Below are 23,127 nucleotides of genomic sequence, written 5' to 3'. Positions count from 1 at the left end.
TATCTGTCGTTCCAAGTCCTTAGATTTTGCTTGGATATTCTGGCTGGATGTCCACTGGGATATCGGCGGTGCGGGCAATGGCTGCCTTGGCCGCATCATCCAGTTTGCCGTATGTGTCAAGGAAGGCTTTGGCGGCGTCATAGTTGCCGTCACCCTGCAGCATCACAACGCGGCGCACGATGTCTGTCACTGCGGCTTCCATTTTGTCATAGTCCAGGCTGAAGCGGCCGGTCTCAGGGTCGGTGGTGAAGGCGCCGTCTTCCTTCAGCAGGCTATATTGGAAGGCAGCCCCCTGGCCGTGGGCTTCGTCTATGCCGAAGCGCATGGCGCGAAAGAGGCCAACGAAATAGGTGGCCAGCAGGTTGTTACGCTCGGCCTTCGGCAGCTCACCCTTTTCCATCATGAACAGGATATTATAGACGCCCATCGCGTCGGCTTTGCCTTCTTCAATGGCGCTATAAAGCTCCTTCAGCTGCGCGTTCACCGTGGTTTCCACGCCGTCAACAGTGATGGTGCCAGGCCCCAGGCTGTGGCTAAGCTCGTGGAACAGCGTCTCGTTGGCCATATATTTGGCCATCAGCTTTTCAGCGTCCGATGGCGCCAGGATATGCTCCGCCATCGGGGCGAGGATCAGTTTGAACTTGGCTTCCAGAACATTGTTCAACAGAACTTTTTTGGCACCTTTGGCTTCGCGCACGCGCTCATCATTCGGCAGGTTGAAAGCGATGGTCTGCACCCCCGGCACATTGTCGCCGCCGCCATGGATCTGGTACGTGGCTGCGATCGGGCTTTCAAATCCGCGTTTGAAGTTCTTGTAGCTTTCATCCACCGGCAGGTTAGCTTCCATGTCCCGCAGATAGTCTTTATAGCGCGCGAGGGCGGCGCTTTCTTCCGGGTTCTTGATGGTGATGAAGGCCTCATAGGCGGCCTTGTAGCCGAACATGCCGTCTGTATAGACCTCATAGGGGCCGATCGCCACTTCAATTGGCGTGTCCTTGAGGTCCATCCAAGCCATTTCGCTTTCGAAATAATCGTCTGTCAGGAAGCTTTCCGCGCGCAATGTCAGGAATTTTTTAAGGCTTGGGTTCGTGGTGATGTCTGCGGCTTCGCGCATCAGTTTCGCGGCTGGCTCCAGCCATTCGCGGTAATGTTCTCGGTAAGGGATGGCCACCAGTTTGTCGCCCTCACGGCGGATCACTGTATAGAGGCTGGTGAAGGCTTCCTTGTCTTTAGGGTGGGCTTCCAACCAGGCTTCGAATTCTGCCTTGGTCATGTCCGCCGGATAGAAGGCCGCGCCGGCAGGCATCTCTGTGTCGCCATAGAAGGGGTGAGATTCCGCCACCGTATCCCATGGGCCGAAATGCAGGTCGAACATGTCCAGCAGAAGCTCCCTGTTTGGCGCATCTGAGGCCGCGATTTCCGCGCGGATCGCCGGGTTGTCTTCACTGCGCTGGCGCAGGTAAATCTCGCTCATCAGCTCTGCGGCTTCATTGAGCTTGTTGATCACTGCACGCTCTTCATCCGTCAGGAAGCTGGTGTCCACATCCATCTTCACCTTGGCGATCTTGTCACGCTGGGTCTGCAGGTCGTAGGCGTGCTCAGCTGTCTGATGCTCCTGTTGCGCGATAGGCTCCGGTAAGCCCTGGCTGGACATATAATAGTAGCCACCAGCGAGAGCGATTGCCGCTGCGGTCAGGCCAATTACGGTTTTAGACATTACTAAGTCCCCTTGGTTTCTTTTTGTCTTATTCGGATGCCGCTGGTCTTATTCAGATTTCAGGGCGGCATCGAGATCCTGCAGCATCACGCGCACGGCTTCTTCAAGCTGCGCGTCTTTGCCTGCGGCCACGTCGCCTGGCAGGTTTTTCACTTTCACATCGGGCTCAAGCTGTTTGTTTTCCATCCAGTCGCCTTCCATATCCAGGATGCCCATTTGCGGGATGCCGAACACAAGGTCACCGGTCATCAGGCGTTCCCACCAAACGTAAGAGCATGTGCCGGGTACGGGCATGCCGACTGTCTTGCCCATTTCAAGTGCGCTATAGCCCGCCGGGAAACAATGGCCGTCGGAATAGTTGCCCTCGTTCATCAGAACGATGGACGGTTTGGTCCACTGCGTCAGTGGCTCGCCCTGGGCTTCGCGCCCGCGCGGCATGTTGGTCATATATTGTTTGCCGCTCAGAAGCTTGATCAGGTCGTTCGTCAGGTCACCGCCCCGGTTGTTGCGGGTGTCCACAATCAGTGCTTCGGCATTCATAAAGCGGCCGAACATATCGCGGTAGACGCTGCGGTACACATGGTCCGCCATCATTGGCACATGCACATACCCAAGGCGCCCGCCCGAGAGTTCCTCCACCAGCTTGCGGCGGCCCTCCACCCAGCGGTCATACATCATGCCGCCCTCGGCGCGCAGGCTCGTGGGCTTCGCGACGATATCGAAGGCGTCCCCTTCAGCTGGCTGGAACGTCAGGCGTGTGCGCTCACCTGCTTTGCCGGCGAGAAGCGCGTACATGTTGGTGTCCGCATCCAGGGCTTGGCCGTCAATGGCCGCGAGCGTCATACCGGCCGTGACCGCAGTGTCGGCCTCAAGAACGGGGCTGTCTTCCAGCACTTCAGCCACGCGGAAGCTGCCTGCTTCGAACAAGAGTCCAAGTGCCGCCGTGCTGTCGCCGCCATTGCCGCCCCGATAATACGCGCCAGTGTGCGAGCCGTTGAGTTCACCCAGCATTTCTTCCATCAGGCGCGCGAAGTCGCGGTTATTGCTGATGCTGTCCACTTTCTTGGCATAGTCGCGGCGCATGGCGTTCCAGTCCTGACCGTGGAAGCCGGGCCGGTAGAATTTATCATTCACCTGACGCCAGATGTGCTCAAAGAGATACCGGCGCTCAGCCGATGCGCTGATGGTCTGGTCGGCCGACACTTTGATGCCTTCGGGCTTGCCGCTTTTGGCGTCAACTTTCTTCAGCGCGCCGTCTGCCAGCAGGAACAGGGTCTTGCCGTCCTTGGAGAGGGTCATCGATGCGCGGTCTGCCCCCAGCGGAAGGAGCTTCTTGGTTTCATCCTCAAGGAAGTCATGTACCCAGAGGTCATAGCCGCCCTCGAACGACGACAGGTAAAAGAGCTTGTCTGCTTCTTTCGACAGTACGGCCCCGCCAAGGTTGGACGAATGGATGGTCAGACGCGCCTGGCGGTCCTCGATTTTGTCCCATTCGATGGTGATCGGCTCTACCGTATCAGCATCTTTCTTGTCGCCGTCTTTGCTGTCGCCTTCATTCTTGGCTGCTTCCTCGGCCTTTTTAGCTTCGGCCTCGGCTTCCTTTTTCAGCTCAAGCTCTTCCTTGTTTGCCTTGAACTTGTCCCACGCATCCTTGTTGAGGAAGCTTGCGTACATGTCGAACTGGGTGCCGTGGCTGCCGTGGTCGCGTTGGCCAAAGCGGGCGCTGGCCCAGTAAACAATTCCGCCGCTTTCATGCCATGTGGGCGAAATATCTGTGTAGCCCGACAGGCTGATGTCATGTGGGCCTTCGCTGCCGTCTGCGGGCACGATGGCGACATTGGTGAAAAATAGGCGCCCGTTTGAGGCAAAGTCCGCCGTGATCCATTTGCTGTCGGGTGACCAGTCAAAGGTGATGTCGCCGTCCACATATGAATAGTTGTGCGTGGCGTCCAACACCGTGGTGATCTCTTTGCTGTCGCGGTCATAAACGCGAATGTTGTCGCGTGTGCCGATGAAAGCGATTTTCTTGCCATCAGGGGAGGCCAACGGCTGGAAGGCGTCTTCGTCTGTTGCGAATGCCTCTGTTTCTTCAAAGCCTGTGGCTGCAAAGAAATATTTTTCGCCGTCATACTTGCGTGCAGCTTCCATCACGCGCCACTTGCCTTCGCGTTCAGCGGCATACAGAAGCCTGTCACCATCCTTGGTGAAGCTGACGCTGCGTTCCATGCCCGGTGTATCGGTGATGCGGGTGGTGGTGGCGAAGTCTGTGGACGTGACAAAAACATCCCCGCGCGAGACGAAGGCGATTTCCTTGCCGTTTGGTGATACAGCAAATTCACCGATGCGGCCCGCGACCGACAGGCGTTCCTCATCCGTGCCGTGACCGTCGTTTGCGAATGTCACCTTCACTGCCTTAGGTTTTTTCCCGGGCTTGACGGTATAAAGGTCACCAAAAAACAGGTAGGCGAGCGTGTCGTCTTTGGCGGCGGAAAGCGAGCGCACAGCGTGAAGGTCATGCTTTGTCAGCTGCCTGGCGTCACCCCCAACCTTGGCGGACCACACGTTGAATGTGCCGCTGCGGTCGCTGAGGAAATAGAAGGTGTCGTCTTTCTTCCCCCATACGGGTTCCTGGTCGCCAGCTGGGTCAGTTGTCAGCTGCGTGTGAGCACCTGTGCTGGCATCATACATCCATACGTCGCGTGCGAAGGCTGAGCGGTCGTGTTTCCTGAGGTCACTTTCCCGGCCCTTTTCTTCCTGATAGATCAGCTTGTCGCCACGTGTGTTCCAGCGGGCGTTCACGCCGGGCGTGGTCATGAGCTGCGCCGGGGTGCCACCCGTCAAGTTGACCTGATAGAGTTCGGGATAGGCCGCCGCAGGGAACTGGCTGCTGGCGGCGGCGTCAAGGCGCGCGGATTGGAACAGCACGCTTGTGCCGTCTTTGGAGAAGTCGCTGGGGATATCGTCAGCGGAATGGAAGGTCAGCCGCGTGGCGTCCCCACCCTTTGCGGGCATAACATAGACATCCATATTGCCATTCCGCGTGGAGGCGAAGGCAAGCCGCTTGCCGTCCTTCGACCAGACGGGGTGGCCTTCCCAGGCGGCATTGACAGTCAGCGGTATTGCCGTACCGCCCTTGGCGGGCACTTTGTAGATATCGCCCTTGTAGCTGAAGGCGATATCTTTGCCGTTTGGCGAGATGGCAGCGTGCTGCAGCCAATTCGGGCTTATGTCTGCGGCCAGCGCCGTGCCGGACAGAAGTGTGGCGAGCGTGAGAGTGATGGATGTCTTTTTCATTGTGATCCCCGATATCCGTGTGACGGACTGCTTCCCCCGAAGCAGTTATTTTTATAGGCAATCTTCCTGCCACGCCTGAAGGCGGATTGCAACTGGTCGCATAGTGGGACCAATCGCCGCGCCCGGTTGCCCTGAGACTTGTCGTGGGAGCATAAAAAAAGGGACGGAAAAATCCGTCCCTTTCCTACCTTGCGGTATGAATTCTGTTAGCGAAGCTTCAGCTCACCAGCAGACATACGACCGCGGCGGTCTTCAACCAGCTCGTAAGAAACAGGTTGGTTGTCTTCCAGGCCGGAAAGACCCGCGCGCTCAAGAGCGGAAATGTGTACGAATACATCGTTGCCGCCATCTTCAGGCTTAATGAAGCCGAAGCCTTTAGTGGTATTAAACCATTTTACAGTACCGTTAGCCATCTTAGTGGTCTCCAAATAGTAGCGAAGTCAGTCGTGGCAACGGCGTTTTTGGAAACAGTTCGGTACCAAGCAGATCAGTCGCAGTCCGCATTCAGACTTGGGTCAAGTGATTCCAAATCCATGCAAAACGCACCTTATACTAACGCGGGCGGCTGTCCAGCAGATTCAAGCGGTAACGGAATGAAATTTATATGACATTTTCGAGCCCCTGTGCCCGAAAAGACGCAGCATTCTATTGCCCGTCCAGCCCGCCCAGAGCGTCAGGAGTGTTGATGTTTTGGAGCGCCGAACCCCAGCCCGGATCGCCCTGAATGCTGGTGACGCCAAGGGCGGCCAGAAGGTCACGGACACGGTCGCCATCAAAGGCGATGCTTTCTTTTACCCGGGCAGCAAAAGGCAGATACTGCCTTTCAAAATGGCAACCATGCTTTTGGGTAAGTAACACGTTGATATGTAAGGGTTTCAGAAAGGGCATGTCCACCGGCAAGACAAGGATTCGCGCTGGGATGGAGAGGTGTGCCAGTTGGGTCGCAAGCGCCTTGGCGGGTCCCTCATAGGGTCGGTCGTCTGCCACGCCCAGTGCATGATCCGGGCGGCCCAAAACCAGAATGCGGTCGCTCCCCACATCGGCGGCAAGGCTGCAGGCATGCTCAAGCATGGTTCGCGCCCCGACCTTGATGGTTGCCTTGTCCCGGCCCATCCGGCTTGAGCGGCCACCGGCAAGAATGAATGTGGTCAGCGGTTCGGTCATAACCGGGATCATAATGTGGTTCAGGGCCTTTTGGAACGGCGAATCACTTGCAGAAAACGGGGAACCACACTTGCAATCTATATCAAAGGTTTAGAAAAATGGTCATTTGGCCCCGCATGGGGCTGGCTTTGTGGATAAATCCGGTCTTTATCCGTGATGTGTGGTCTTTATGTAACGGTAGGTGCGCGCCGAGGATTTTTGAAATAAAATTTCAAATAATCTAAAGTAAATATAAATATTTATGGCAGTATTTACTTATTTTAATCAAGAGAAATAGCGGAGTGGGAAAGTATCCCGCTCCGCTTGGAAAGTTTAAACATGAGAGGAAACACCATCTGTGTTTCGTACTCTAAGACAGCCCGTTTGGCGGCATCCCTCCAACTTTTTTTGTTGCTGGCCTAGTACGTTCGATCTATGACCAAGGAACTGGGTCCGGTTTTCCGTTTGTAAGCCGCAGAGAGCTTGAGGTTTTTCGGATCAGTCGGCGGAGGCGAGAGGCAGCGTTTTTCTGGTGGAGGGCCAGCGAAGGCTGCGTCAGGCAAGCAAGGGATTATTTGTGCTGCGAAAAGCGCCACATATCAAATTGGTCAAAGACACGGATGCGCCGGTCGAGGCGCAGGAGAGTGGCGACAAGCCGCTTCTGGAGGAGGCTGCCCGCCGCAAGAATATCCGCGCACTCGAAGCCTGCATAAAGGCCAATCATGGTCTTTTAGTGGGCTGGATTACTAAAAAGCTGGGCAATACGGACGACGCATCTGATGTCGCGCAGGATGTTTATATGAGGGTCTACCGCTTCGCGAGTGTCGAAGTAATTGAGAACCCCCAGGCTCTCCTGTTCAAGACGGCGGCAAACCTGGCCATTAATGAGCTGAAACGCCGTGGTCGCGTGCTCAGGCGCCAGGTGCAGGTGGATGATGACAGTGTTTCAAAAACTGTCGCCGACCTGCCGACCGACGATCCGACACCCGAAGAGGCTCTTGGGCACAGACAGGAAGTGGGAGAGATGATGGATGCGATCCGTGCGCTGCCTGACAAGGCGCGGACTGCGTTCGTCAAAAACCGGTTTGAAGACAAGACCTATGCCGCGATTGCGGGCGAGATGGGCGTGTCTGAGAGCACGGTTGAAAAATATATGATGGACGCCCTCAAGCGCCTTCGAACCCGGCTTCTACGGAAACCGGGCGCAGCCATTCTTCCCATGCCCCGCAAGACGCGGCGGGGCCGGGGTGGCAAGGCGTGATGAGGGATGACTATAGGCGAAAGGCCTTGAAGTGATGACGATGACCAAGAAGCAGGACATAGAAGAGCAGGCGGCCCGCTGGGCTGTGGGGCTGATGTCTGGCGACAACCGTACGCATGCGGATGTAGATTTGGCTGCGTGGCGGGACGAAGACCCGCGCCATGCACGGGCCTATGAGGACCTGCAAGCTATGGCCGATGACCTTGACGCGGTTGGCGAAGAGGCGCTTCAGGAAGAATTTGAACGCGAGCTTCATGAAGCCGCGGCAGAGCGCAAGCGTCAGCGCTGGGTGGCCGGGATTTCCTCACTGGCGGCGGGATTTGTCGTGGCGGCAGTGATGACCGTCAGCATGTGGGTGTCGGCGCCCGAACCTGTGACTTACCAGACTGCAAAGGGCCAGCGTTCCACTATCGCGCTTGCTGATGGCAGCGTGCTTCAGCTTAATACCGATACGCGGGTGACAGCCCTCCTGGAAGACGATGAAAGGCATGTGTCGATCGAAAAAGGAGAAGCCTTTTTCAGCGTAAAACGCGATGAGAGCCGACCGTTTATCGTTAACGCGGGCGAGACCCAGGTACGAGTGCTTGGTACCAAGTTTAATGTGCGTTTAGGGGCGTCGTCGAATGTCGTGTCGGTGCTCTCTGGCCTTGTGTCCGTGGCACAGCGTTCCGATGATGAAGATGATGTTCGTGAGATTGCGCGCCTTCATGCTGGCGAGCAGGCAGAGCATCACACGTCCAGTCAGGAAGCTGTCGTGGAGGGCTTCGACCAGGGTTCTGTCATGGCGTGGCGGAACGGCAAAGCCCTGTACCATGAGACGCCGCTCAGGGACGTGGTCAAAGATCTGAACCGTTATTTCGACGCGCCGCTAGAAATCGCAGACGCGCATCTTGCGAACTTGCCTGTATCCGGTACCTTTAACCTGACTGATCAGGATGTGGTAGTGGATGCCCTTGAATCGGCCTTCTCCATCGTGGCAGTCAAGCGATTGGATGGTGTAATTCTTCTTTATGCGAGACAAGAGAATTAGATCGTCCTAGAAGCGATACTCGTGCCAGCGGGGAGGCATTAAAGGGCTCGGGATGAAGTGCAGTGTATTGACATCGGTATCTTATTTGGCGGTGGTTCTCGCATGCGGGGGCAGCGCTGCTGCATCTGAAATTGCCGCCACGAGCGATGTTGCCAGTGTTCACACCACGGTTGAATTCAACCAGACTGGCAAGCCGCTATCGGATGCCCTTCTTGAATTCACGGACCGGACCGGACTGGGCCTGGTATTCGATAGCCGCCTTGTCGCCAACAAGGATGCCCCGGCCATCACCGGTCAGTATTCGGCCAAAGTGGCTTTGGACCTTCTGCTGGCAAACAGTGGTCTTCAGGTGGTTGACGTGGGTGGCAACACGCTTGCGATTGTGCCAGTTAGGCTGGCAATCAGCCGACCGGTGGGCAGCAGCGGCGGCCTTTCGCCCGGTGGTGAAGCGACCAACCTGTCCCTAAGTGCTACCGCAGTCGTTGATGAACTGCTGATTGTGGGCACCCGTACCAGTAACCCGCCATACTATAAATTCAAGCCAACCCAGGCGATGGGCGGCGAGGAGATGCAATTCGGCGGCAAGGTGAATGTGTCGGATTTCCTGTTTGAGCTTCCCAGCATGCTGTCGGATATCACGTCAGCCAATACCACAATTTTCGGCACCCCGGCCGGGCTCAACCTTGCTGATCTGAGGGGGATCGGGCCGGAGCGGACCCTGGTTCTGGTAAACGGCCGCCGGTTTGTACCCACTTTTGGGGGGTCTTTGACACTGTATGGCGTTGACCTTAACAGCATCCCGGCCTCGCTTGTTGAGCGGATCGAAATCATCAATGGGGGTGCTGCAACCTCTTATGGTGGCGAAGCTGTCTCTGGCGTAGTGAATTTCACACTGCAGGATCATCTTGACGGCTGGAGCGGAGCGGTTCAGGGCGGCATCACCGAGCGCGGCGACCGCGAGGAAATCCTGGCAACCCTGACATTCGGTAACGAGTTTTCCGAAGGCCGCGGCAGCGTCATTGCAAGTCTGACCATTGATGATCAGTCCGGTCTTTTCATGACTGATCGTGACGTGACATCCAATCCAAGTGGCTTCGCCCTGAATGGACGACGGTCCGGTGCGGAAGGGGCTGTGTTCACCCGAGGTTTTGGTGGCAGCAGCACCACGCCCGCTGGGCTGATTCAAGGAGTGAGCCTGCAAAACGGCGGTATCGAGTCGCTGGACGCGGTCTATTATTTGAATGAGGCAGGGACGGCCATCGAAGAGGCCGATGGCAGCCAGCATCAGATATATAACTTCGCCGAAGACCATACGCTGATCACGCCGATTGACCGTGTATTCGCTACATTGAACCTGAATTATGACATCGCGCCAGGGCATAAGCTGGTGTTTGAAAACAGCCTGGCGGACACGAATGTGGTCTCGCAATTGGCGCCCATACCGTTGCAGGTCGGCGCTGGCCTGAATGGCGATGACGGCACGCCGATTGCCGTCCCGCTAGATAACCCATATATACCGGACCCCGTGCGGGCACTGCTGGCGGCACAGGGCCTGTCGGATGCAGCAGGCCTGATCCTGTCGCGGCGGATTGTCGAGCTTGGGCCCCGCCGGACCCATATTTCGCGCCGGACGCTCAGGTCGCTTATCGGCTTCCAGGGCATGATGGCGCCGGGCTGGTCCTATGATGTCTATTATCAGTTCGGCCGAAACGAAGTGGATGAGGAGCGCGATGGGCTTCTTGATATCCGTAATTATGAGGCTGCGCTCAATACTGACCTATGTAGCCGGACAGTTGGCTGCAGCCTGATCAACCCATTCGGGGTTGGGCACTGGAACGACGCACAGATTGATTTCCTTAAGGCGCCGAATGCCCACCGGAAAATCAGCACTCGCCAGAATGTTTTCAGTTTTGCGATTTCAGGTCCGCTCGATGGTTTCACGGATGAAGACACAAAGCTGACCGTGGGCCTCGAGTATCGCCACGAAGCGCTAGATGATGAACCCGACCCCGCGCTAGAGGCCCGCCCTGTAAGCGGCTCGCTGGCGTTTCCGGGCTCGAGCGGTAGCTTTGATGCCATTGAAGGATTTTTCGACGTTACGGCTCCGCTCTTGAAGGACAAAAGATTTGCTGAAGAGCTGACGGCGACATTCGGGATGCGTCTTTCAGACTTCTCCACCACCAGCGGGATCATCAACTGGCATGCAGGCGGTTATTGGGCGACCGGTGGTGGTGTGTCTGTCAGATTGTCATACCAGAGCGGTCGGCGGGCACCGAACATCGCCGAACTGTTTGCGGGTGGCCCCAGTGGCTTCGATTCCTTTCAGGATCCATGCGGCTTAATTGAAGAATTTGAAGCCACTACTTTGGCCAAAAATTGTCGAAGCAAAGGTTTACTTGGTGTTCCTGACGGCTACACGCAAGTTCAGTCTTTCGTTGATATCCAGAGCTTTGGTAATCCTAACCTGACCGAGGAACGATCCACCAACCTGACTTGGGGCATTGCGATCGATAGTGACGGGGTTTTTGATAGTTTCCTTGGTCGTTTCAGACTTTCGGTAGACACTTACCGCATCAAGGTTTCGGACTATATTGTCAACCTTGACGCCGACCAGCTTCTGGATGTGTGCTACCAGAGCGAGGGGCTTACCCACCTGTTTTGCGGCGATAATCCGGTTACCGGAAGTCCTTATATCCAGCGCGATCAGTCAACGGGGAGCCTGCTGGCGGTTACGGGAACCATCTTCAATGCAGGCCGGTTCTGGCTGAAAGGCTATGATGTCGAATTCCAGTATATGCTGGACCTGAGCGATAGCGCAGGCTTTCTTGACGGCGTGTCGATCACTGGTCTCTATTCTCGAAACCTGGACGCCAAGCAGCAGAATTCCATAGACGGCCCCATAGAAGATTTACGCAGCTTGCCGAAATATCCAAAACACCGTCTTCAGGCTGGTGTCAGCTTCGATATGGGCAAAGTAACTGTGGACTGGGATGTGCGTTTTCGGGGGCGAGCCATTACCAATAAGGCGCTTGGGGATTTGCCTGAAGCAAGGATCCCGGCGGCTCTCTATAATGATGTGGCGGCACGTGTAAGGGTGAACAAGAATATCACTTTCTATGGCGGCATTCGTAACCTGTTCGACGAGGATGCCCCCCGTATCGTCGGTGGGTCGGTTCAGGACACATTCCCCGAATTTTACGATACGGTAGGTCGGCGCTTCTATCTTGGGGCTGTATTTGATTTCTAGGCGCGACGCTATGGGGGTCGCGCCTCATGCCTTCAGGCAGGACTTAGTCGAGCGACCAGTTCAGCGGCAGCACGAAAGTCATCTCTGACTGGCCACCAGGCAGCGGAGGCAGAGGACTCAGCTTGCCAATAAGGGGTGGGATAGCCCGGTCCAGCACGTCTTCGCCGGTGGCTTCGAGGATCTCATAATTGCTGATAGTGCCGTCTGCAGCCACAGTCAGGCGCACCTTGGCACGGCCTTCAATCTGCCTTGCCACGGCCAGCCGGGGATACCCCTGCTTGGCACGCACTTTTTCCACCACGGCCCGTTGCCAGTCGGTCATGGCGTCGGCCAGAATTGCTGGAGACGAAAAACCAAGGAAAGAGGCTACAAGAATTATGCTGGTAAGTCGGATCGTCATGGCCAGTTACCTTCACGATGATACGCCGGTATCTCCGGCGAAAACAGGAACCATAATGGCACCCCAATAAAGCGTTTTCACTATGCACAGCACCGGTTAATAATCATTAAACCATAGGGTGCGTTTTAGCCGAAAGGAATTCTGCACAGAATAGGTGGTGAAAATCCTTTGCTTTGCCTATGCTGAACGAATGGCCCTACTGACGAAACGGGGAAGTTTATGAGCGGCGCACTGGTGCTTTTTGCGCATCCCAACACCCAGCGTTCACGCTTGAACAGGCAACTGATTCTGGCGGCACAGAGGCTTCAGGGCATAGAGGTTCATGACCTGTATGAAATGTATCCTGACCATTATATCGATGTGGCGCACGAGCAGGCGGCGTTGGCGCAGGCTGACGCGGTGGTGTTTCAGTTCCCCATCTACTGGTTCAGTGCTCCGGCCATCCTGAAGGAATGGCAGGACAGCGTGCTGACCAAAGGCTTTGCCTTTGGCGCTGATGGGACGGCCCTCAAGGACAAGCGTTTTATGCTGACGGTTACAACTGGCGGTGACGCGGCCTCTTACGCCGAAGCCCGGCCACACGGGGCACCATTGTCAGTCTATCTGAAGCCATTTGAACAGACTGCGCGTTTTTGTGGCATGCGGCTTGTGGAACCTCACGTCTGCCACGGTGTTGGTACCATGTCTGAGGCGGATGTCAGCGCGGAAGCGGAGCGTTATGCTGCGCGGCTCCAGGAGCTTGTGACGGAGAATGCTGCATGATGGGTGAAGGATTTCTCGAAAGCGCGATGATCTACCTGGCAGCCGCAGTGATTGCGGTGCCCATTTTCAAGCGACTAGGGCTTGGCGCAGTGCTTGGCTATCTGGTGGCCGGTATGGTGATCGGCCCTTGGGGGCTGAAACTGATTTCCGATGTGGGAACTATTTTCAAATTCTCAGAGTTCGGTGTGGTGCTCCTGATGTTTCTGATCGGGCTTGAGCTCAAGCCGGCGACGCTCTGGCAACTCAGGAAACCGGTGTTTGGAATGGGGGGCGCCCAGGTTTTCCTGAGCACGCTCATGCTGGGACTTTGTGCAAGTCTTCTGGGGCTTGAACCCGGGGTGGCGCTTGTGGCTGCGCTCGCGCTTGCCATGTCGTCCACGCCCATGGCGTTGCAGTCTCTTGAAGAAAGGGGGCTGGCGAAAAACCCGGTCGGTCGCCTGACATTTTCGGTCCTCCTGTTCCAGGACTTGGCGGTGATCCCTGTGCTTGCGGTTGTGCCCTTGTTCGCGACCCATGCCTTGACCCAGGAAGCGAACCTTATGGCAGTGCTGAAGCCATTTGCCGTTTTTCTGCTGATTATCGTGGGTGGGCGGTATCTCCTTAGGCCCGTCTTTCGGTACATTGCAGAAACCCGTCTCAGGGAGGTTTTCACAGCCTTTTCGTTGTTCCTGGTGATTGGCACCGGGCTTCTGATGCAGGCAGTGGGCATCTCCATGGCGCTTGGCACTTTCCTCGCGGGGGTGCTTCTGGCGGAATCCGAGTATCGCCACGAACTTGAGCTTAACCTTGAACCTTTCAAGGGCTTGCTGTTGGGGCTGTTCTTCATCGCTGTTGGGATGACGGTGGATTTTTCCCTCCTGATTGCGGAACCGCTTCGTGTGCTGATGATTTTGGGCGGCTTTCTGGCGGTGAAGACACTGGTTCTTCTGGCGCTCGCACGCCCAGCTAAACTGACGCTCGCGGACGGTTGGCTGTTTGCCTTTGTGCTGTCGCAAGGCGGCGAGTTTGCCTTTGTCCTGATTTCACTGACCGCGCAGGCTGGGCTGATGGATACTGAACTTGCCGCACTTCTTGTGCTTGTCGCCACCTTCTCCATGCTCACCACGCCTGTCCTGTTGTTGATATACGACCGCTTCATCTGCCCGCATGTGTGCCGGGAGCAGGAACTGGAAAGCGATGTGCGCGATGAAGGCAACCCGGTGATTATCGCCGGATATGGCCGGTTCGGGCAGATCGTAGGGCGGCTTCTGATGTCGCTTGGTATTCCCATCACGGTTCTGGATCACAACCCCAATCATATCGAGATGCTGAGGAAATTCGGCTTCAAGGTTTTTTATGGCGACGCGGGGCGGCTTGACCTTCTGGAGGCGGCGGGCATCGCGAAGGCGCGGATTTTGGTCCTTGCAATCGATGACCAGGAAGTACTGCTGGAGACCGCAAAACGGGTGCGGCGCCACTATCCTGACCTGACCATTCTGGCGCGGGCGCAAGGGCGGGGCGATGTGGCTGACTTGGTGGAAATCGGGGTCACGCTGGCCCGGCGCGAAACATTCGGCTCCGCGCTTGAAATAGGCGAGTTGGCGCTCAAGGAGCTGGGGTTCGGTGCCCATCAGGCGCACCGGGTGGCGCGGAAGTTCCGCCGGTATGACGAGAAGATGCTGAAGGATGCGATGCAGTTCCGGGGCGACCAGAAAAAAGCTATCGACTATGCCATCAAGGCCCGGCAGGAGCTTGAGCGCCTGATGCAGGCGGACGAACAGGAAATCCGCGGGCGTGACAAAGATTGGCAGTAAGCCTTGACCAGGGAGCTCCAGCCGCGTTAAAGCCGCGTCAGTAACGCCAACCCGATACGCCCAAACTGATGCGAGAGAGATATGCCCAGAAAATTGACTGTCACAGTGCTGAAGGATGAACAACCGTTCCTGAACGGCACCTTCGATGTGAAGGATGAGGACTATCCGGTTATCGTGAACCTTCTAAAGGAAGTGGAGATGACCCATGGCCAGGCGGCGTCTATGCTGTCGGGCTATATGCATGCCGGCGACGTGGGCCAGGTGACCGCCGAGATGGGCAAATTGGCGATGCTGGCGGTGGTCTATATGCTGGAAGCTGGTGAGACGGAGATCGAGATTCCGCTCGAGACCGGCACGGACACACCGAACGCCTAACAGAAATTTCATCTTTTAAGGCCATGCTCTGGCCCCACAAAGCTTGCTTTTCCGGGCGAAATAGCCCAGAAGGCACGCTCAATTTTGCGCGGGGCTGTGTTTTTTGACGCCCAATGCTCCGCAACAGATGCATCCAACGTGTAAGGAAATCCCGTGCAGTCGACGGTAACAAAGAAGGCCAGCCTGGCCGATATCTTCACCCCAGAGCGCATCAAGACCGAGGTGCTTTCGGGCCTGACGGTGGCGCTTGCGCTGGTGCCGGAAGCGGTGGCTTTCGCCTTTGTTGCCCACGTTCACCCGCTTGTCGGCCTTTATGCTGCCTTTATCGTCGGCCTCGTGACAGCGCTTTTTGGCGGTCGTCCGGGGATGATCTCCGGCGCTACCGGGGCACTCGCGGTTGTGATGGTGTCGTTGGTGGTTACCCACGGCGTGGAATATCTGTTCGCCACCGTGATCCTGATGGGCATTCTTCAGGTGTTTGCGGGTATTGCCAGACTTGGCAAGTTTATTCGCATGGTGCCGTATCCGGTGATGCTTGGGTTTGTGAATGGTCTGGCGATCGTGATCTTCCTGGCGCAGCTTGGCCAGTTCAAGGTGCCTGGCCCGGAAGACACCAAAGTGTGGATGGAAGGCAGCCAGCTTTACCTGATGCTGGGCCTGACGGGCTTGACGATGGCGCTGATTGTGCTGTCGGGCAGGTTCATCAGATTCCTGCCGGCGCCCCTTGTGGGTATTCTGGCCGTGTCTGGCCTGGTGATTGGGCTGGACCTTGATGTCCGCACAGTAGGCGACATGGCCTCCATCGCAGGCGGTCTGCCAGATTTCCACATCCCTAATGTACCGTTCGATCTTGAAACGCTGGGGATCATATTCCCGTATGCGCTGATCCTTGCGGCCATCGGCCTGATCGAATCACTGCTGACGCTGAACCTTGTGGCAGAAATTACCGAAACCAAGGGCGGCGCCAGCCAGGAATGTGCGGCGCAGGGTGCGGCTAACATCGTCACCGGCTTCTTTGGCGGCATGGGCGGTTGCGCCATGATCGGCCAGAGCATGATCAATGTGGAATCGGGCGGGCGCACGCGCCTGTCTTCCAGTTCCGCTGCGCTGTTTCTTCTGGCGTTCATCCTGTTCGCCAGCGGCCTGATTGAGCAGATACCGCTCGCAGCACTCGTGGGCGTGATGTTCATGGTGGTGATCGCAACCTTCGCCTGGTCCAGTCTCAGGATCATGCACAAGATCCCGAAATCCGATGCTTTCGTACTGGTTCTTGTGTCTGCCGTTACGGTTGTCAGCGACCTCGCCATGGCCGTTGTGGTGGGTGTGATTGTTGCGGCGCTGGTGTTTGCCTGGAAAAGCTCAACCCGGATTGTGGCGCGCGTGGAACAGGATGCCAAGGGCCGCAAGGTCTACCGCCTTTCAGGCCCGCTGTTCTTCGGTTCGGTTGAAAGTTTCAATGAGCTGTTTGACCCCAAGACAGACCCTGACCGTGTCATCGTTGATTTCGCCGAAACACGGGTGCTGGATCATTCGGGCCTGCAGGCTATTGATGCTCTTGCCGAACGCTACAAGCGCGCGGATCGCACGCTTCGGCTTGTGCACCTGTCGTCTGACTGCAAGGCGCTTCTGAAGAAAGCAGGCACCATGGTCAAGGCCAGCCACGAGGAAGATCCCATCTATGGTGTCGCGGTGGACTATGGCGAGCAGTTGACCAAAACAGCAAACTGGTAAAGAAAATCCAGGGCCCGCGCGGCCCTGTTTTTTTGCCTCAATATCCCTCAAAAAATTGTATACAATTTTCTTTCTTTGCGGGCAAAAGCTGGTAGGCTGCGCGCAAATGAAACGCGTGTAATGCGAGGGACAGCAATGACAATCGGCGTAGGTGGCTCAACGGCTCAGGAAGAACTGGCGAAACTTTCAGACATGACGGCGGGCATCTCCCCCATAGGCAGGGGCGAGTTTGAAGCCCGGCTCCAGAAAGCACGCACGCTGATGATGTCTGAAGGCCTTGAGGCTGTGTTTTTGAACGCGGGCACGAACCTCTATTATTTCACCGGTACGCGCTGGTACGCGAGCGAACGGCTGGTGGGTGCGATCGTGACAAAGGACGCGCTGCATTATATCTGCCCGGCGTTCGAGATTGATACCGTGAAGGATTTCATGGGTATTGAAGGCGAGATACACGGCTGGGAAGAACATGAAAGCCCCTATGAGCTATTTGGTGAAGTGCTGGCATCGCTTGGCATTCGGGGCGGCCAGATGGGCATTGACGAAAGCACCAGCTTTGCCATGACCAACGGCATTCGCCTGGCGCATCCGGGTTATGACTATGTAGACGCCAAGCCGGTAACGGCCGGGTGCCGAACGCGGAAGTCAAAGGCCGAGATTGCGCTCATCAAACGTGCGATGGAAATGACCATTGAGGTCCACAAGGCCGCCGCCCGCATCCTGCATGAAGGCATCACCACAGCTGAAGTGAAAGAGTTCATCCACGAAGCGCACAAGCGTGTGGGGGCGCCCAAAGGCAGCTATTTCGTGATCGTGCTGTTTGGCAAAGCCACCAGCTTCCCTCACGGTGTGAGCTATGAGCAGACGCTTCAGCTTGGCGACACGGTGCTGATCGACACCGGCTGCCAGCTGCATGATTATATCTCTGATATCACCCGCACCTATGTATTTGGTGAGCCGAACGCCAAGCAGCGCGAGGTTTGGAATATTGAAAAGGCCGCACAGGCAGCAGCCTTCGAGGCAGCCCAGCTTGGCACGCCCTGTGGTGACGTGGACACTGCTGCGCGGGCCTACGTGGAAAGCAAAGGCTATGGCCCGGGTTACAAGACGCCGGGTGTGCCGCACCGCACAGGCCACGGCATCGGGCTGGATATCCACGAATGGCCCTATCTGGTGAAAAGCGACCGCACGCCGCTTGATGTGGGCATGACATTCTCAAACGAGCCGATGATGGTGATCGACGGTGAATTCGGTGTCCGCCTTGAGGACCATTTCTATATGGACACGGATGGCCCGAAATGGTTCACCACGCCAAGCCACAGCATCGATGACCCGTTCGGGCTGGAAGCCTAGGCACCCTATGGTGTGCGTGGTTCGCTGTAGGTAAGGCGGTAGGATGCAGTGCCGCCCGCGCTGATGGTCACGATATAAATCCGGTCATACTGATCTTCGGTCAGCTCGCCCAATGGTTCACCGACAAGATGGCCAACCAGTTCAGGCGTTGTGTTGCTGTGGCCGGTTACCAGAATGACACCCGTTTCTTTTTTTAGCTGTTCGGCGAAAGCCTCAAGCGCGCGCGGATCATATAGGCTGATCTCCACGCCAGCATGTTCCGCTGCGGGGGCTGCCGTCTGTCGGGTGCGTTTATAGTCGGTGGAATAGATTTTCGTCACGCCTTTGTCCGCCAGAAATTCGGCGATCCATGCAGCGCGGGCCTGGCCTTCATCAGTGAGATTAGGATCACGGGTGCCGTCCGACGCCTTTTCCGCATGGCGGACCAGATAGATTGTGGCGTCGGCCAGTGCCGCAGGCGTCACGGCAATCAGGGCAACAATTAAAAGGGCAAAAATTCGGAGCATATCAGGTCCTATCTACAGTGTTCTGACATCCAGTTTGTAACAGTGGTGTTGAAAGCGATACGGGTCCAGGCAAAGCCGTGGTCGCCGTCCATCACCACATGACGGAACGGTTTGGCGCCCCCAGCTTTCGCGGCGTCCGCCAGGGCTTGCTGGCCTTCAGGCGGCACGACCACATCCCCTTCGGCCGTCACGATCATCAGGGCGCGGCCCTTGAAAGCAGCCATTTTGGACTGCAGGTCAAAGGCCTCTCTGTCGGCATCCGTTTCCTTTATCAGGTCGGCGAAGCTATAATTCTTCAGGCCGGGCACGGGCGTGTTTGCGCCGGCACTGACCACAATGTTGGGATCTGCATTTTCCACAAAATTCACCATGTCCGCCGGGGCCGCTGCGACGGTGCAGGCAAGACCCGTGTCAGCCGCACCGTTCAGGATTGCATTGAAGCCGCCCAGGCTGTGGCCAAACAGGCTGACGCGCGTGGGGTCAACCCTGTCCTTGCCCGCTTCGCCCTGTGCCCGCACATAGGCAACAGCGGCCTTCGCATCCGCCACCACGTTCGCGAGATGGTAATCACCGCCAGAGCCCCAGGCCCCGCGATAATGGAAATACAGCACATTGAACCCGGCCCGGCGCAGCATCTGGGCGGTGTCCAAATTCTTTTCATTGCCGGGGAAGCCGTGCAGCATCACCACCGTTGGGTGCGGCCCCGCACCACCCGCCAGATACATATGGCCGTTCATCATGGCGCCCGCCGATGGGATCTGCAGCTCCACCATGCCGGGCGGGTTTTCACGGTCTATGGTTGCCGGGTCGCTCAAAAGCGGGTCGGTGTCTGCCACGGCAGGTACTGAAAGTGCCGCAAGCAGGCCAAGGATAATGCGCATGAGGATTGCCCCCTTTGGTTCGGTCATGTCCGATGTCTGAAGGCAAGTTAAGGGGCAAGCGCGGGGGTGTGTCAATCAACAGTTAGGTGCTGTGGGTGTTCAGCCAGTTCATCACACCGGCTGCTGCCTGCTTCCCTTGTGCGAAACAGGCAGTCAACAGGTAGCCACCCGTGGGGGCTTCCCAGTCCACCATTTCACCGGCGCAGAAGACACCGGGCAGCGCCCTCAGCATCAGATGGTCGTCCAGTTCCTCGAACGCCACGCCGCCAGCCACGCTGATGGCTTCCTCAATGGGTCGGGTGCTCTGAAGCACAAGCGGCAGTGCTTTGATACTGGCCGCCAGCTTTTCAGGGTCAGCAAACTCGTCCGCGGAGAGGCATTCGCGCAAGAGGCCCGCCTTCACGCCAGTTAGCCCGGTTGCCTTCTTGATATGGGTGGCCATCGATTTCTTGCCGCGAGGTTTCAAGAGGGCGCTTTTCAGTTGCTCTACGGTTCGGTCTGGGGTCAGGTCAACCGTCAAAGCCACCGGTCCAACTTCCTCGATCGTGTCGCGGATGGCGGTGGATAGGGCATAGACGGCGCTACCTTCCACCCCGTGCCTGGAGACAACAAAGTCGCCTTTTGTGGTTTGGCATTCAAACGAGAGGATGGTGTTCTTCACTGGCTCGCCCTCGAATCTGTCGCGGAAATGATCGCTCCAGTTTACATTGAAGCCGCAGTTGGCAGGCCGGAACGGTGTGACATGCACGCCGCGGTCCTTGAGGTACGGGACCCACGACCCGTCTGACCCAAGCCGTGGCCAGCTCACCCCGCCAAGCGCCAAGATCACCGTATTGGCCCTGACCAACACTTCCCCTTCTGGCGTTTGCATACGCAGGCGACCATCTTCCGCCCATCCGATCCAGCGGTGGAGGGTCTTGAGAACGGCGTGACCGTCCTTGAGGCGCGTCAGCCATGCGCGTAAGAGCGGCGATGCCTTGAAGGCGGTGGGGAAAATGCGGCCCGAGCTGCCGACGAAGGTTTCGGTGTCCAGGCCCTTGGCCCAGTCGCGGATGGCCCAGCTGTTGAAGCCGCGGATGGCATCCCCTAGCCGGTCTTCCCCCGCGCCGTATCGCTTCAGGAATGCCTGAATGGGTTCAGAGTGCGACAGGTTGAGGCCGGACTTGCCCGCCATCAGGAACTTCCGCGCGGGCGTGGGCATGGCGTCATAGATAACAGGAGTGATGCCGGCCGCGATCAGGTCTTCCGCTGCCATCAGGCCAGCAGGCCCGGCGCCAATGATGGCAACGTCCACTTGTTCCTCTGATGGTGTCACGGCGCATTTCCCCAGGTGGTCCAATCTCGCCCGGACACTAGAGCTTATGTCCGCCCCAGGCAAGCTGGTTTGAGGTGGTCATTTGACGCATGGCTTGTATGCGCGGGTCACCATTTTTTCACATAAGTGCGATCATGTTGAAATGGACCGCAGGGCATTTAGACAGCGCGCACAAAGCGCCAGAATTTTACCTCCCCCAGGAGTCTTCCACAGGTGTTTTTTAGGAGCAGACAATGCCTCGTTCTTTTTTGAAATCCGCTACCCTTGCGGCACTGATGATGGCGTCAATCACCGTGCCGGTTTTTGCTGCCGATACCCTTGAAGGCTGGGCTGACGATGTCCGCCAGGAATTTGCAGCCAAGCAGCGCTACCCACGCCGTGCCCGCCAGGCCAATGCCGAAGGGACGGTCAAGGTTCGCGTGCGCGTGTCGGCGTCAGGCGCTGTCAATGGGTTCGAAATTGTTGAGCGCTCCGGCAACGAATATCTCGACGCTGAAGCGCTTGACCTGATCGCCCGCGTTGACCCACTGCCTGCCGTACCGGGTGCCCGCGACGAACAGTCTTTCGTGATTCCGCTGAACTTCCGCCTGACTGATGTCGCCATGTCGGCGGACCGGGTGACAGTTGAACAGCCGTCGGATGCGATGGCCGAATGGCAGATGAAGGCGAAGCGCCAAGTGGCGTTGAAGCAATCATATCCCCAGTATCTGATCAACCGGGGTGTTGAAGGCAGCGTGAAGCTGCGCGTCGACATTGCGGCGAACGGCCTGGTGACTGATGCCCGCCTGCTGAAGTCTTCCGGCAACGAAGAACTGGACGAAGAGGCGCTTCTGATGGCGGGTGACCTGCGCCTTCCGCAGCTGCCTGAAGGCAAGGAAAGCTTCACGCTTGTGCTGCCGCTCAAGTATGAGATCGCAGCCGAGCGCACCAATTACGCCCGCCGCTAAGGCAGGTAACGAGAGACGTGAAGAGGCGGCTAGTTGGCCGCCTCTTCAGTATTTGGGGTCTGCCAAAGCTTAGGCAATCAGGGTCGGTGCAGCCACAAGGGTGGGCACTGAAACGCTGGTTGAAATGTCTTTTTCACGTGAAATAGCAACCATCGTTTCGGAATAGAAACCATTGAAGCGCGCTTGCATCGTGTGGCCATATGCGCCCAGGTGCTCGAAGATCACCCAGTCGCCCTCTGCCACGTCTGCTGGCAGCGGGAAGGGGCCTTCCATCTTGTCGCAGCTGTCGCAGGTTGGACCGAAGCAGCGGTAGAAGCTGGTCTCGTCCAGAAGGGCGCGATCATCGGCGGTGATGAGCGACAGCGGGAATGGCCACTCTGGCACACCCGCATCGAACAGCGCGCCATAGGTGCCGTCGTTCAGGTACAGGTCAGTGCCTTTGCGGAGCTCCACACGGGCGGCGACGGCGCCGGATTCGGCGACGAGCGCACGGCCGGGCTCGCACAGGGTCTCTGCGTCTTTAAACCCGTGCATGTCGAGCGCGCTGTGGATGGTCTGGAAATAGTTGTCTAGTGCCGGGGGCTCCATGCCTGGATAAGCTACAGGGAAGCCGCCGCCGACGTCGATCACGTCCAGCTTGATGCCGGCGTGGCGCACCACGGCCGCTGCCTGCAGGATCGCTTCCGAGAAAGCGCCAGGACGCATGCATTGGCTGCCAACATGGAAGCTGACACCAAGGCGCTTGGCTACCTGACGGGCGCGGCTGAGCAGCATCGGCGCCATATCAAGTGGCGCACCGAACTTGCCGGAAAGCTCATAGGCGGCACCTTTGGCGGACACACCAAGGCGCAGGAACAGTTCCAGGTCTTCGGCATAGCCAGTTTCTTCGAGGATCTTGTTCAGCTCATCCATGTGGTCGAATGCGAAGGCACGCACACCCATCATGTAGGCGCGGCTGATGGCCTGACGGCTCTTGATCGGGTGCATGAAGTAAAGCTTCGCGTCTGGCAGCAGGCCGGAGACGAGCTCAACCTCGCGGATAGAGGCCACGTCGAAATCGCGCACACCTTCAGCCCACAGGGTTTTCAGCACTTCCGCGTGTGGGTTTGCTTTCACGGCATACATGGATCGTCCACGAAATCCGGTCAGGAATTCGGCTGCCTTATCTTTCAGTACGTCCGGGAAGAACAGATGCACGCTGTCGTTCGATGCCTCGGCTTCGATGGCACCGCGAATGGAAGAATAGCAATTCAGAGCTCCATACTGTCCGCGAAAATCTTCTGATGGGGACGATGGACGTACAATTTCCAATACCTGCATTGGCCTGGATTCCTTCACTCAAGAGGAAAAAAGCACATGACCCTTAAGGAAACAG

At 57.2% G+C, this 23,127-nt stretch carries 18 protein-coding genes; 9 read left to right on the top strand and 9 right to left on the bottom strand.

The features are described 5' to 3' along the window. Positions 1 to 19: 19 nt before the first annotated feature. The 4 genes from KORM41_RS16445 to mobA form a co-directional block, all read right to left on the bottom strand. On the bottom strand, positions 20 to 1,717 hold the full coding sequence (locus KORM41_RS16445; protein ID WP_068150695.1) for a dipeptidyl-peptidase 3 family protein: 1,698 nt from the start codon (positions 1,715 to 1,717) through the stop codon (positions 20 to 22). A gap of 48 nt (positions 1,718 to 1,765) precedes the next feature. After that, positions 1,766 to 5,011 (bottom strand): S41 family peptidase, encoded by a 3,246-nt coding sequence (locus KORM41_RS16440; RefSeq protein WP_068150691.1) that lies wholly within the window; start codon positions 5,009 to 5,011, stop codon positions 1,766 to 1,768. 206 nt (positions 5,012 to 5,217) lie between these two features. Continuing rightward, positions 5,218 to 5,424: a cold-shock protein gene (locus KORM41_RS16435; RefSeq protein WP_068150689.1), complete on the bottom strand. Its 207-nt coding sequence runs from the start codon at positions 5,422 to 5,424 to the stop codon at positions 5,218 to 5,220. A gap of 232 nt (positions 5,425 to 5,656) precedes the next feature. Next, the gene (gene mobA, locus KORM41_RS16430) at positions 5,657 to 6,175 is read right to left on the bottom strand and encodes a molybdenum cofactor guanylyltransferase (RefSeq protein WP_197421223.1); all 519 of its coding nucleotides are present in this window, start codon (positions 6,173 to 6,175) and stop codon (positions 5,657 to 5,659) included. Between the two features lie 556 nt (positions 6,176 to 6,731). Here mobA and KORM41_RS16425 point away from each other — a divergent pair. The 3 genes from KORM41_RS16425 to KORM41_RS16415 all read left to right on the top strand — a co-directional run bounded on the left by KORM41_RS16425 (position 6,732) and on the right by KORM41_RS16415 (position 11,692). Then, the gene (locus tag KORM41_RS16425) at positions 6,732 to 7,415 is read left to right on the top strand and encodes an RNA polymerase sigma factor (RefSeq protein ID WP_068150685.1); all 684 of its coding nucleotides are present in this window, start codon (positions 6,732 to 6,734) and stop codon (positions 7,413 to 7,415) included. 34 nt (positions 7,416 to 7,449) lie between these two features. Continuing rightward, complete coding sequence (locus tag KORM41_RS16420; RefSeq protein WP_068150682.1) at positions 7,450 to 8,445, top strand: FecR family protein; 996 nt, start codon at positions 7,450 to 7,452, stop codon at positions 8,443 to 8,445. A gap of 67 nt (positions 8,446 to 8,512) precedes the next feature. Further along, positions 8,513 to 11,692, top strand: a complete 3,180-nt coding sequence (locus KORM41_RS16415) for a TonB-dependent receptor (RefSeq protein WP_231727310.1) — start codon at positions 8,513 to 8,515, stop codon at positions 11,690 to 11,692. Positions 11,693 to 11,735: 43 nt separating this feature from the next. On the opposite strand, the gene KORM41_RS16410 is transcribed toward KORM41_RS16415, so the two are convergent. After that, on the bottom strand, positions 11,736 to 12,014 hold the full coding sequence (locus tag KORM41_RS16410; RefSeq protein ID WP_231727309.1) for an energy transducer TonB: 279 nt from the start codon (positions 12,012 to 12,014) through the stop codon (positions 11,736 to 11,738). 297 nt (positions 12,015 to 12,311) lie between these two features. Here KORM41_RS16410 and kefF point away from each other — a divergent pair, with 297 nt between their 5' ends. The 5 genes from kefF to KORM41_RS16385 all read left to right on the top strand — a co-directional run bounded on the left by kefF (position 12,312) and on the right by KORM41_RS16385 (position 18,103). Beyond that, complete coding sequence (gene kefF / locus KORM41_RS16405) at positions 12,312 to 12,854, top strand: glutathione-regulated potassium-efflux system oxidoreductase KefF (protein WP_068150670.1); 543 nt, start codon at positions 12,312 to 12,314, stop codon at positions 12,852 to 12,854. Continuing rightward, positions 12,851 to 14,647 (top strand): glutathione-regulated potassium-efflux system protein KefC, encoded by a 1,797-nt coding sequence (gene kefC, locus KORM41_RS16400; protein ID WP_068150667.1) that lies wholly within the window; start codon positions 12,851 to 12,853, stop codon positions 14,645 to 14,647. The genes kefF and kefC overlap by 4 nt, the downstream gene beginning before the upstream one ends. A gap of 81 nt (positions 14,648 to 14,728) precedes the next feature. Then, a complete protein-coding gene (locus tag KORM41_RS16395; protein WP_068150664.1) occupies positions 14,729 to 15,022 on the top strand; it encodes a hypothetical protein in 294 nt (97 codons plus the stop codon). A 153-nt stretch (positions 15,023 to 15,175) separates the two neighbouring features. After that, positions 15,176 to 16,753 (top strand): SulP family inorganic anion transporter, encoded by a 1,578-nt coding sequence (locus KORM41_RS16390; protein WP_068150662.1) that lies wholly within the window; start codon positions 15,176 to 15,178, stop codon positions 16,751 to 16,753. A gap of 135 nt (positions 16,754 to 16,888) precedes the next feature. Then, positions 16,889 to 18,103, top strand: a complete 1,215-nt coding sequence (locus KORM41_RS16385; RefSeq protein WP_068150659.1) for a M24 family metallopeptidase — start codon at positions 16,889 to 16,891, stop codon at positions 18,101 to 18,103. Between the two features lie 5 nt (positions 18,104 to 18,108). Here KORM41_RS16385 and KORM41_RS16380 read toward each other — a convergent pair whose 3' ends face one another. Genes KORM41_RS16380 through KORM41_RS16370 form a run of 3 tightly spaced genes read right to left on the bottom strand, consistent with a single transcriptional unit; the run spans position 18,109 to position 20,805 of the window. Beyond that, a complete protein-coding gene (locus KORM41_RS16380) occupies positions 18,109 to 18,609 on the bottom strand; it encodes a SixA phosphatase family protein (protein WP_068150656.1) in 501 nt (166 codons plus the stop codon). Between the two features lie 8 nt (positions 18,610 to 18,617). Beyond that, positions 18,618 to 19,517: an alpha/beta hydrolase family protein gene (locus KORM41_RS16375; protein WP_082720011.1), complete on the bottom strand. Its 900-nt coding sequence runs from the start codon at positions 19,515 to 19,517 to the stop codon at positions 18,618 to 18,620. 55 nt (positions 19,518 to 19,572) lie between these two features. Continuing rightward, positions 19,573 to 20,805, bottom strand: coding sequence for a TIGR03862 family flavoprotein (locus KORM41_RS16370; RefSeq protein WP_068150649.1), 1,233 nt, complete (start codon positions 20,803 to 20,805; stop codon positions 19,573 to 19,575). Between the two features lie 233 nt (positions 20,806 to 21,038). On the opposite strand from KORM41_RS16370, the gene KORM41_RS16365 reads away from it, so the two are divergent. After that, a complete protein-coding gene (locus KORM41_RS16365) occupies positions 21,039 to 21,752 on the top strand; it encodes a TonB family protein (protein ID WP_068150647.1) in 714 nt (237 codons plus the stop codon). Between the two features lie 69 nt (positions 21,753 to 21,821). On the opposite strand, the gene KORM41_RS16360 is transcribed toward KORM41_RS16365, so the two are convergent. Then, positions 21,822 to 23,072 carry a type III PLP-dependent enzyme gene (locus KORM41_RS16360; RefSeq protein ID WP_082720010.1) on the bottom strand — a complete coding sequence of 417 codons (1,251 nt, stop codon included), beginning with the start codon at positions 23,070 to 23,072 and terminating at the stop codon, positions 21,822 to 21,824. Positions 23,073 to 23,127 lie beyond the last annotated feature (55 nt).

Source organism: Kordiimonas lipolytica (genome assembly GCF_001550065.1).
Note: the sequence above shows the minus strand (reverse complement) of the source record. Positions and strands in the feature narration are given on the sequence as shown.

Excerpts from the sequence above, each read along its gene's own strand:
- KORM41_RS16445 (WP_068150695.1), bottom strand. The coding sequence starts at position 1,717 with ATGTCTAAAACCGTAATTGGCCTGACCGCAGCGGCAATCGCTCTCGCT.
- KORM41_RS16440 (WP_068150691.1), bottom strand. The coding sequence starts at position 5,011 with ATGAAAAAGACATCCATCACTCTCACGCTCGCCACACTTCTGTCCGGC.
- KORM41_RS16435 (WP_068150689.1), bottom strand. The coding sequence starts at position 5,424 with ATGGCTAACGGTACTGTAAAATGGTTTAATACCACTAAAGGCTTCGGC.
- mobA (WP_197421223.1), bottom strand. The coding sequence starts at position 6,175 with ATGACCGAACCGCTGACCACATTCATTCTTGCCGGTGGCCGCTCAAGC.
- KORM41_RS16420 (WP_068150682.1), top strand. The coding sequence starts at position 7,450 with ATGACGATGACCAAGAAGCAGGACATAGAAGAGCAGGCGGCCCGCTGG.
- KORM41_RS16410 (WP_231727309.1), bottom strand. The coding sequence starts at position 12,014 with ATGACCGACTGGCAACGGGCCGTGGTGGAAAAAGTGCGTGCCAAGCAG.
- kefF (WP_068150670.1), top strand. The coding sequence starts at position 12,312 with ATGAGCGGCGCACTGGTGCTTTTTGCGCATCCCAACACCCAGCGTTCA.
- kefC (WP_068150667.1), top strand. The coding sequence starts at position 12,851 with ATGATGGGTGAAGGATTTCTCGAAAGCGCGATGATCTACCTGGCAGCC.
- KORM41_RS16395 (WP_068150664.1), top strand. The coding sequence starts at position 14,729 with ATGCCCAGAAAATTGACTGTCACAGTGCTGAAGGATGAACAACCGTTC.
- KORM41_RS16385 (WP_068150659.1), top strand. The coding sequence starts at position 16,889 with ATGACAATCGGCGTAGGTGGCTCAACGGCTCAGGAAGAACTGGCGAAA.
- KORM41_RS16380 (WP_068150656.1), bottom strand. The coding sequence starts at position 18,609 with ATGCTCCGAATTTTTGCCCTTTTAATTGTTGCCCTGATTGCCGTGACG.
- KORM41_RS16375 (WP_082720011.1), bottom strand. The coding sequence starts at position 19,517 with ATGACCGAACCAAAGGGGGCAATCCTCATGCGCATTATCCTTGGCCTG.
- KORM41_RS16365 (WP_068150647.1), top strand. The coding sequence starts at position 21,039 with ATGCCTCGTTCTTTTTTGAAATCCGCTACCCTTGCGGCACTGATGATG.
- KORM41_RS16360 (WP_082720010.1), bottom strand. The coding sequence starts at position 23,072 with ATGCAGGTATTGGAAATTGTACGTCCATCGTCCCCATCAGAAGATTTT.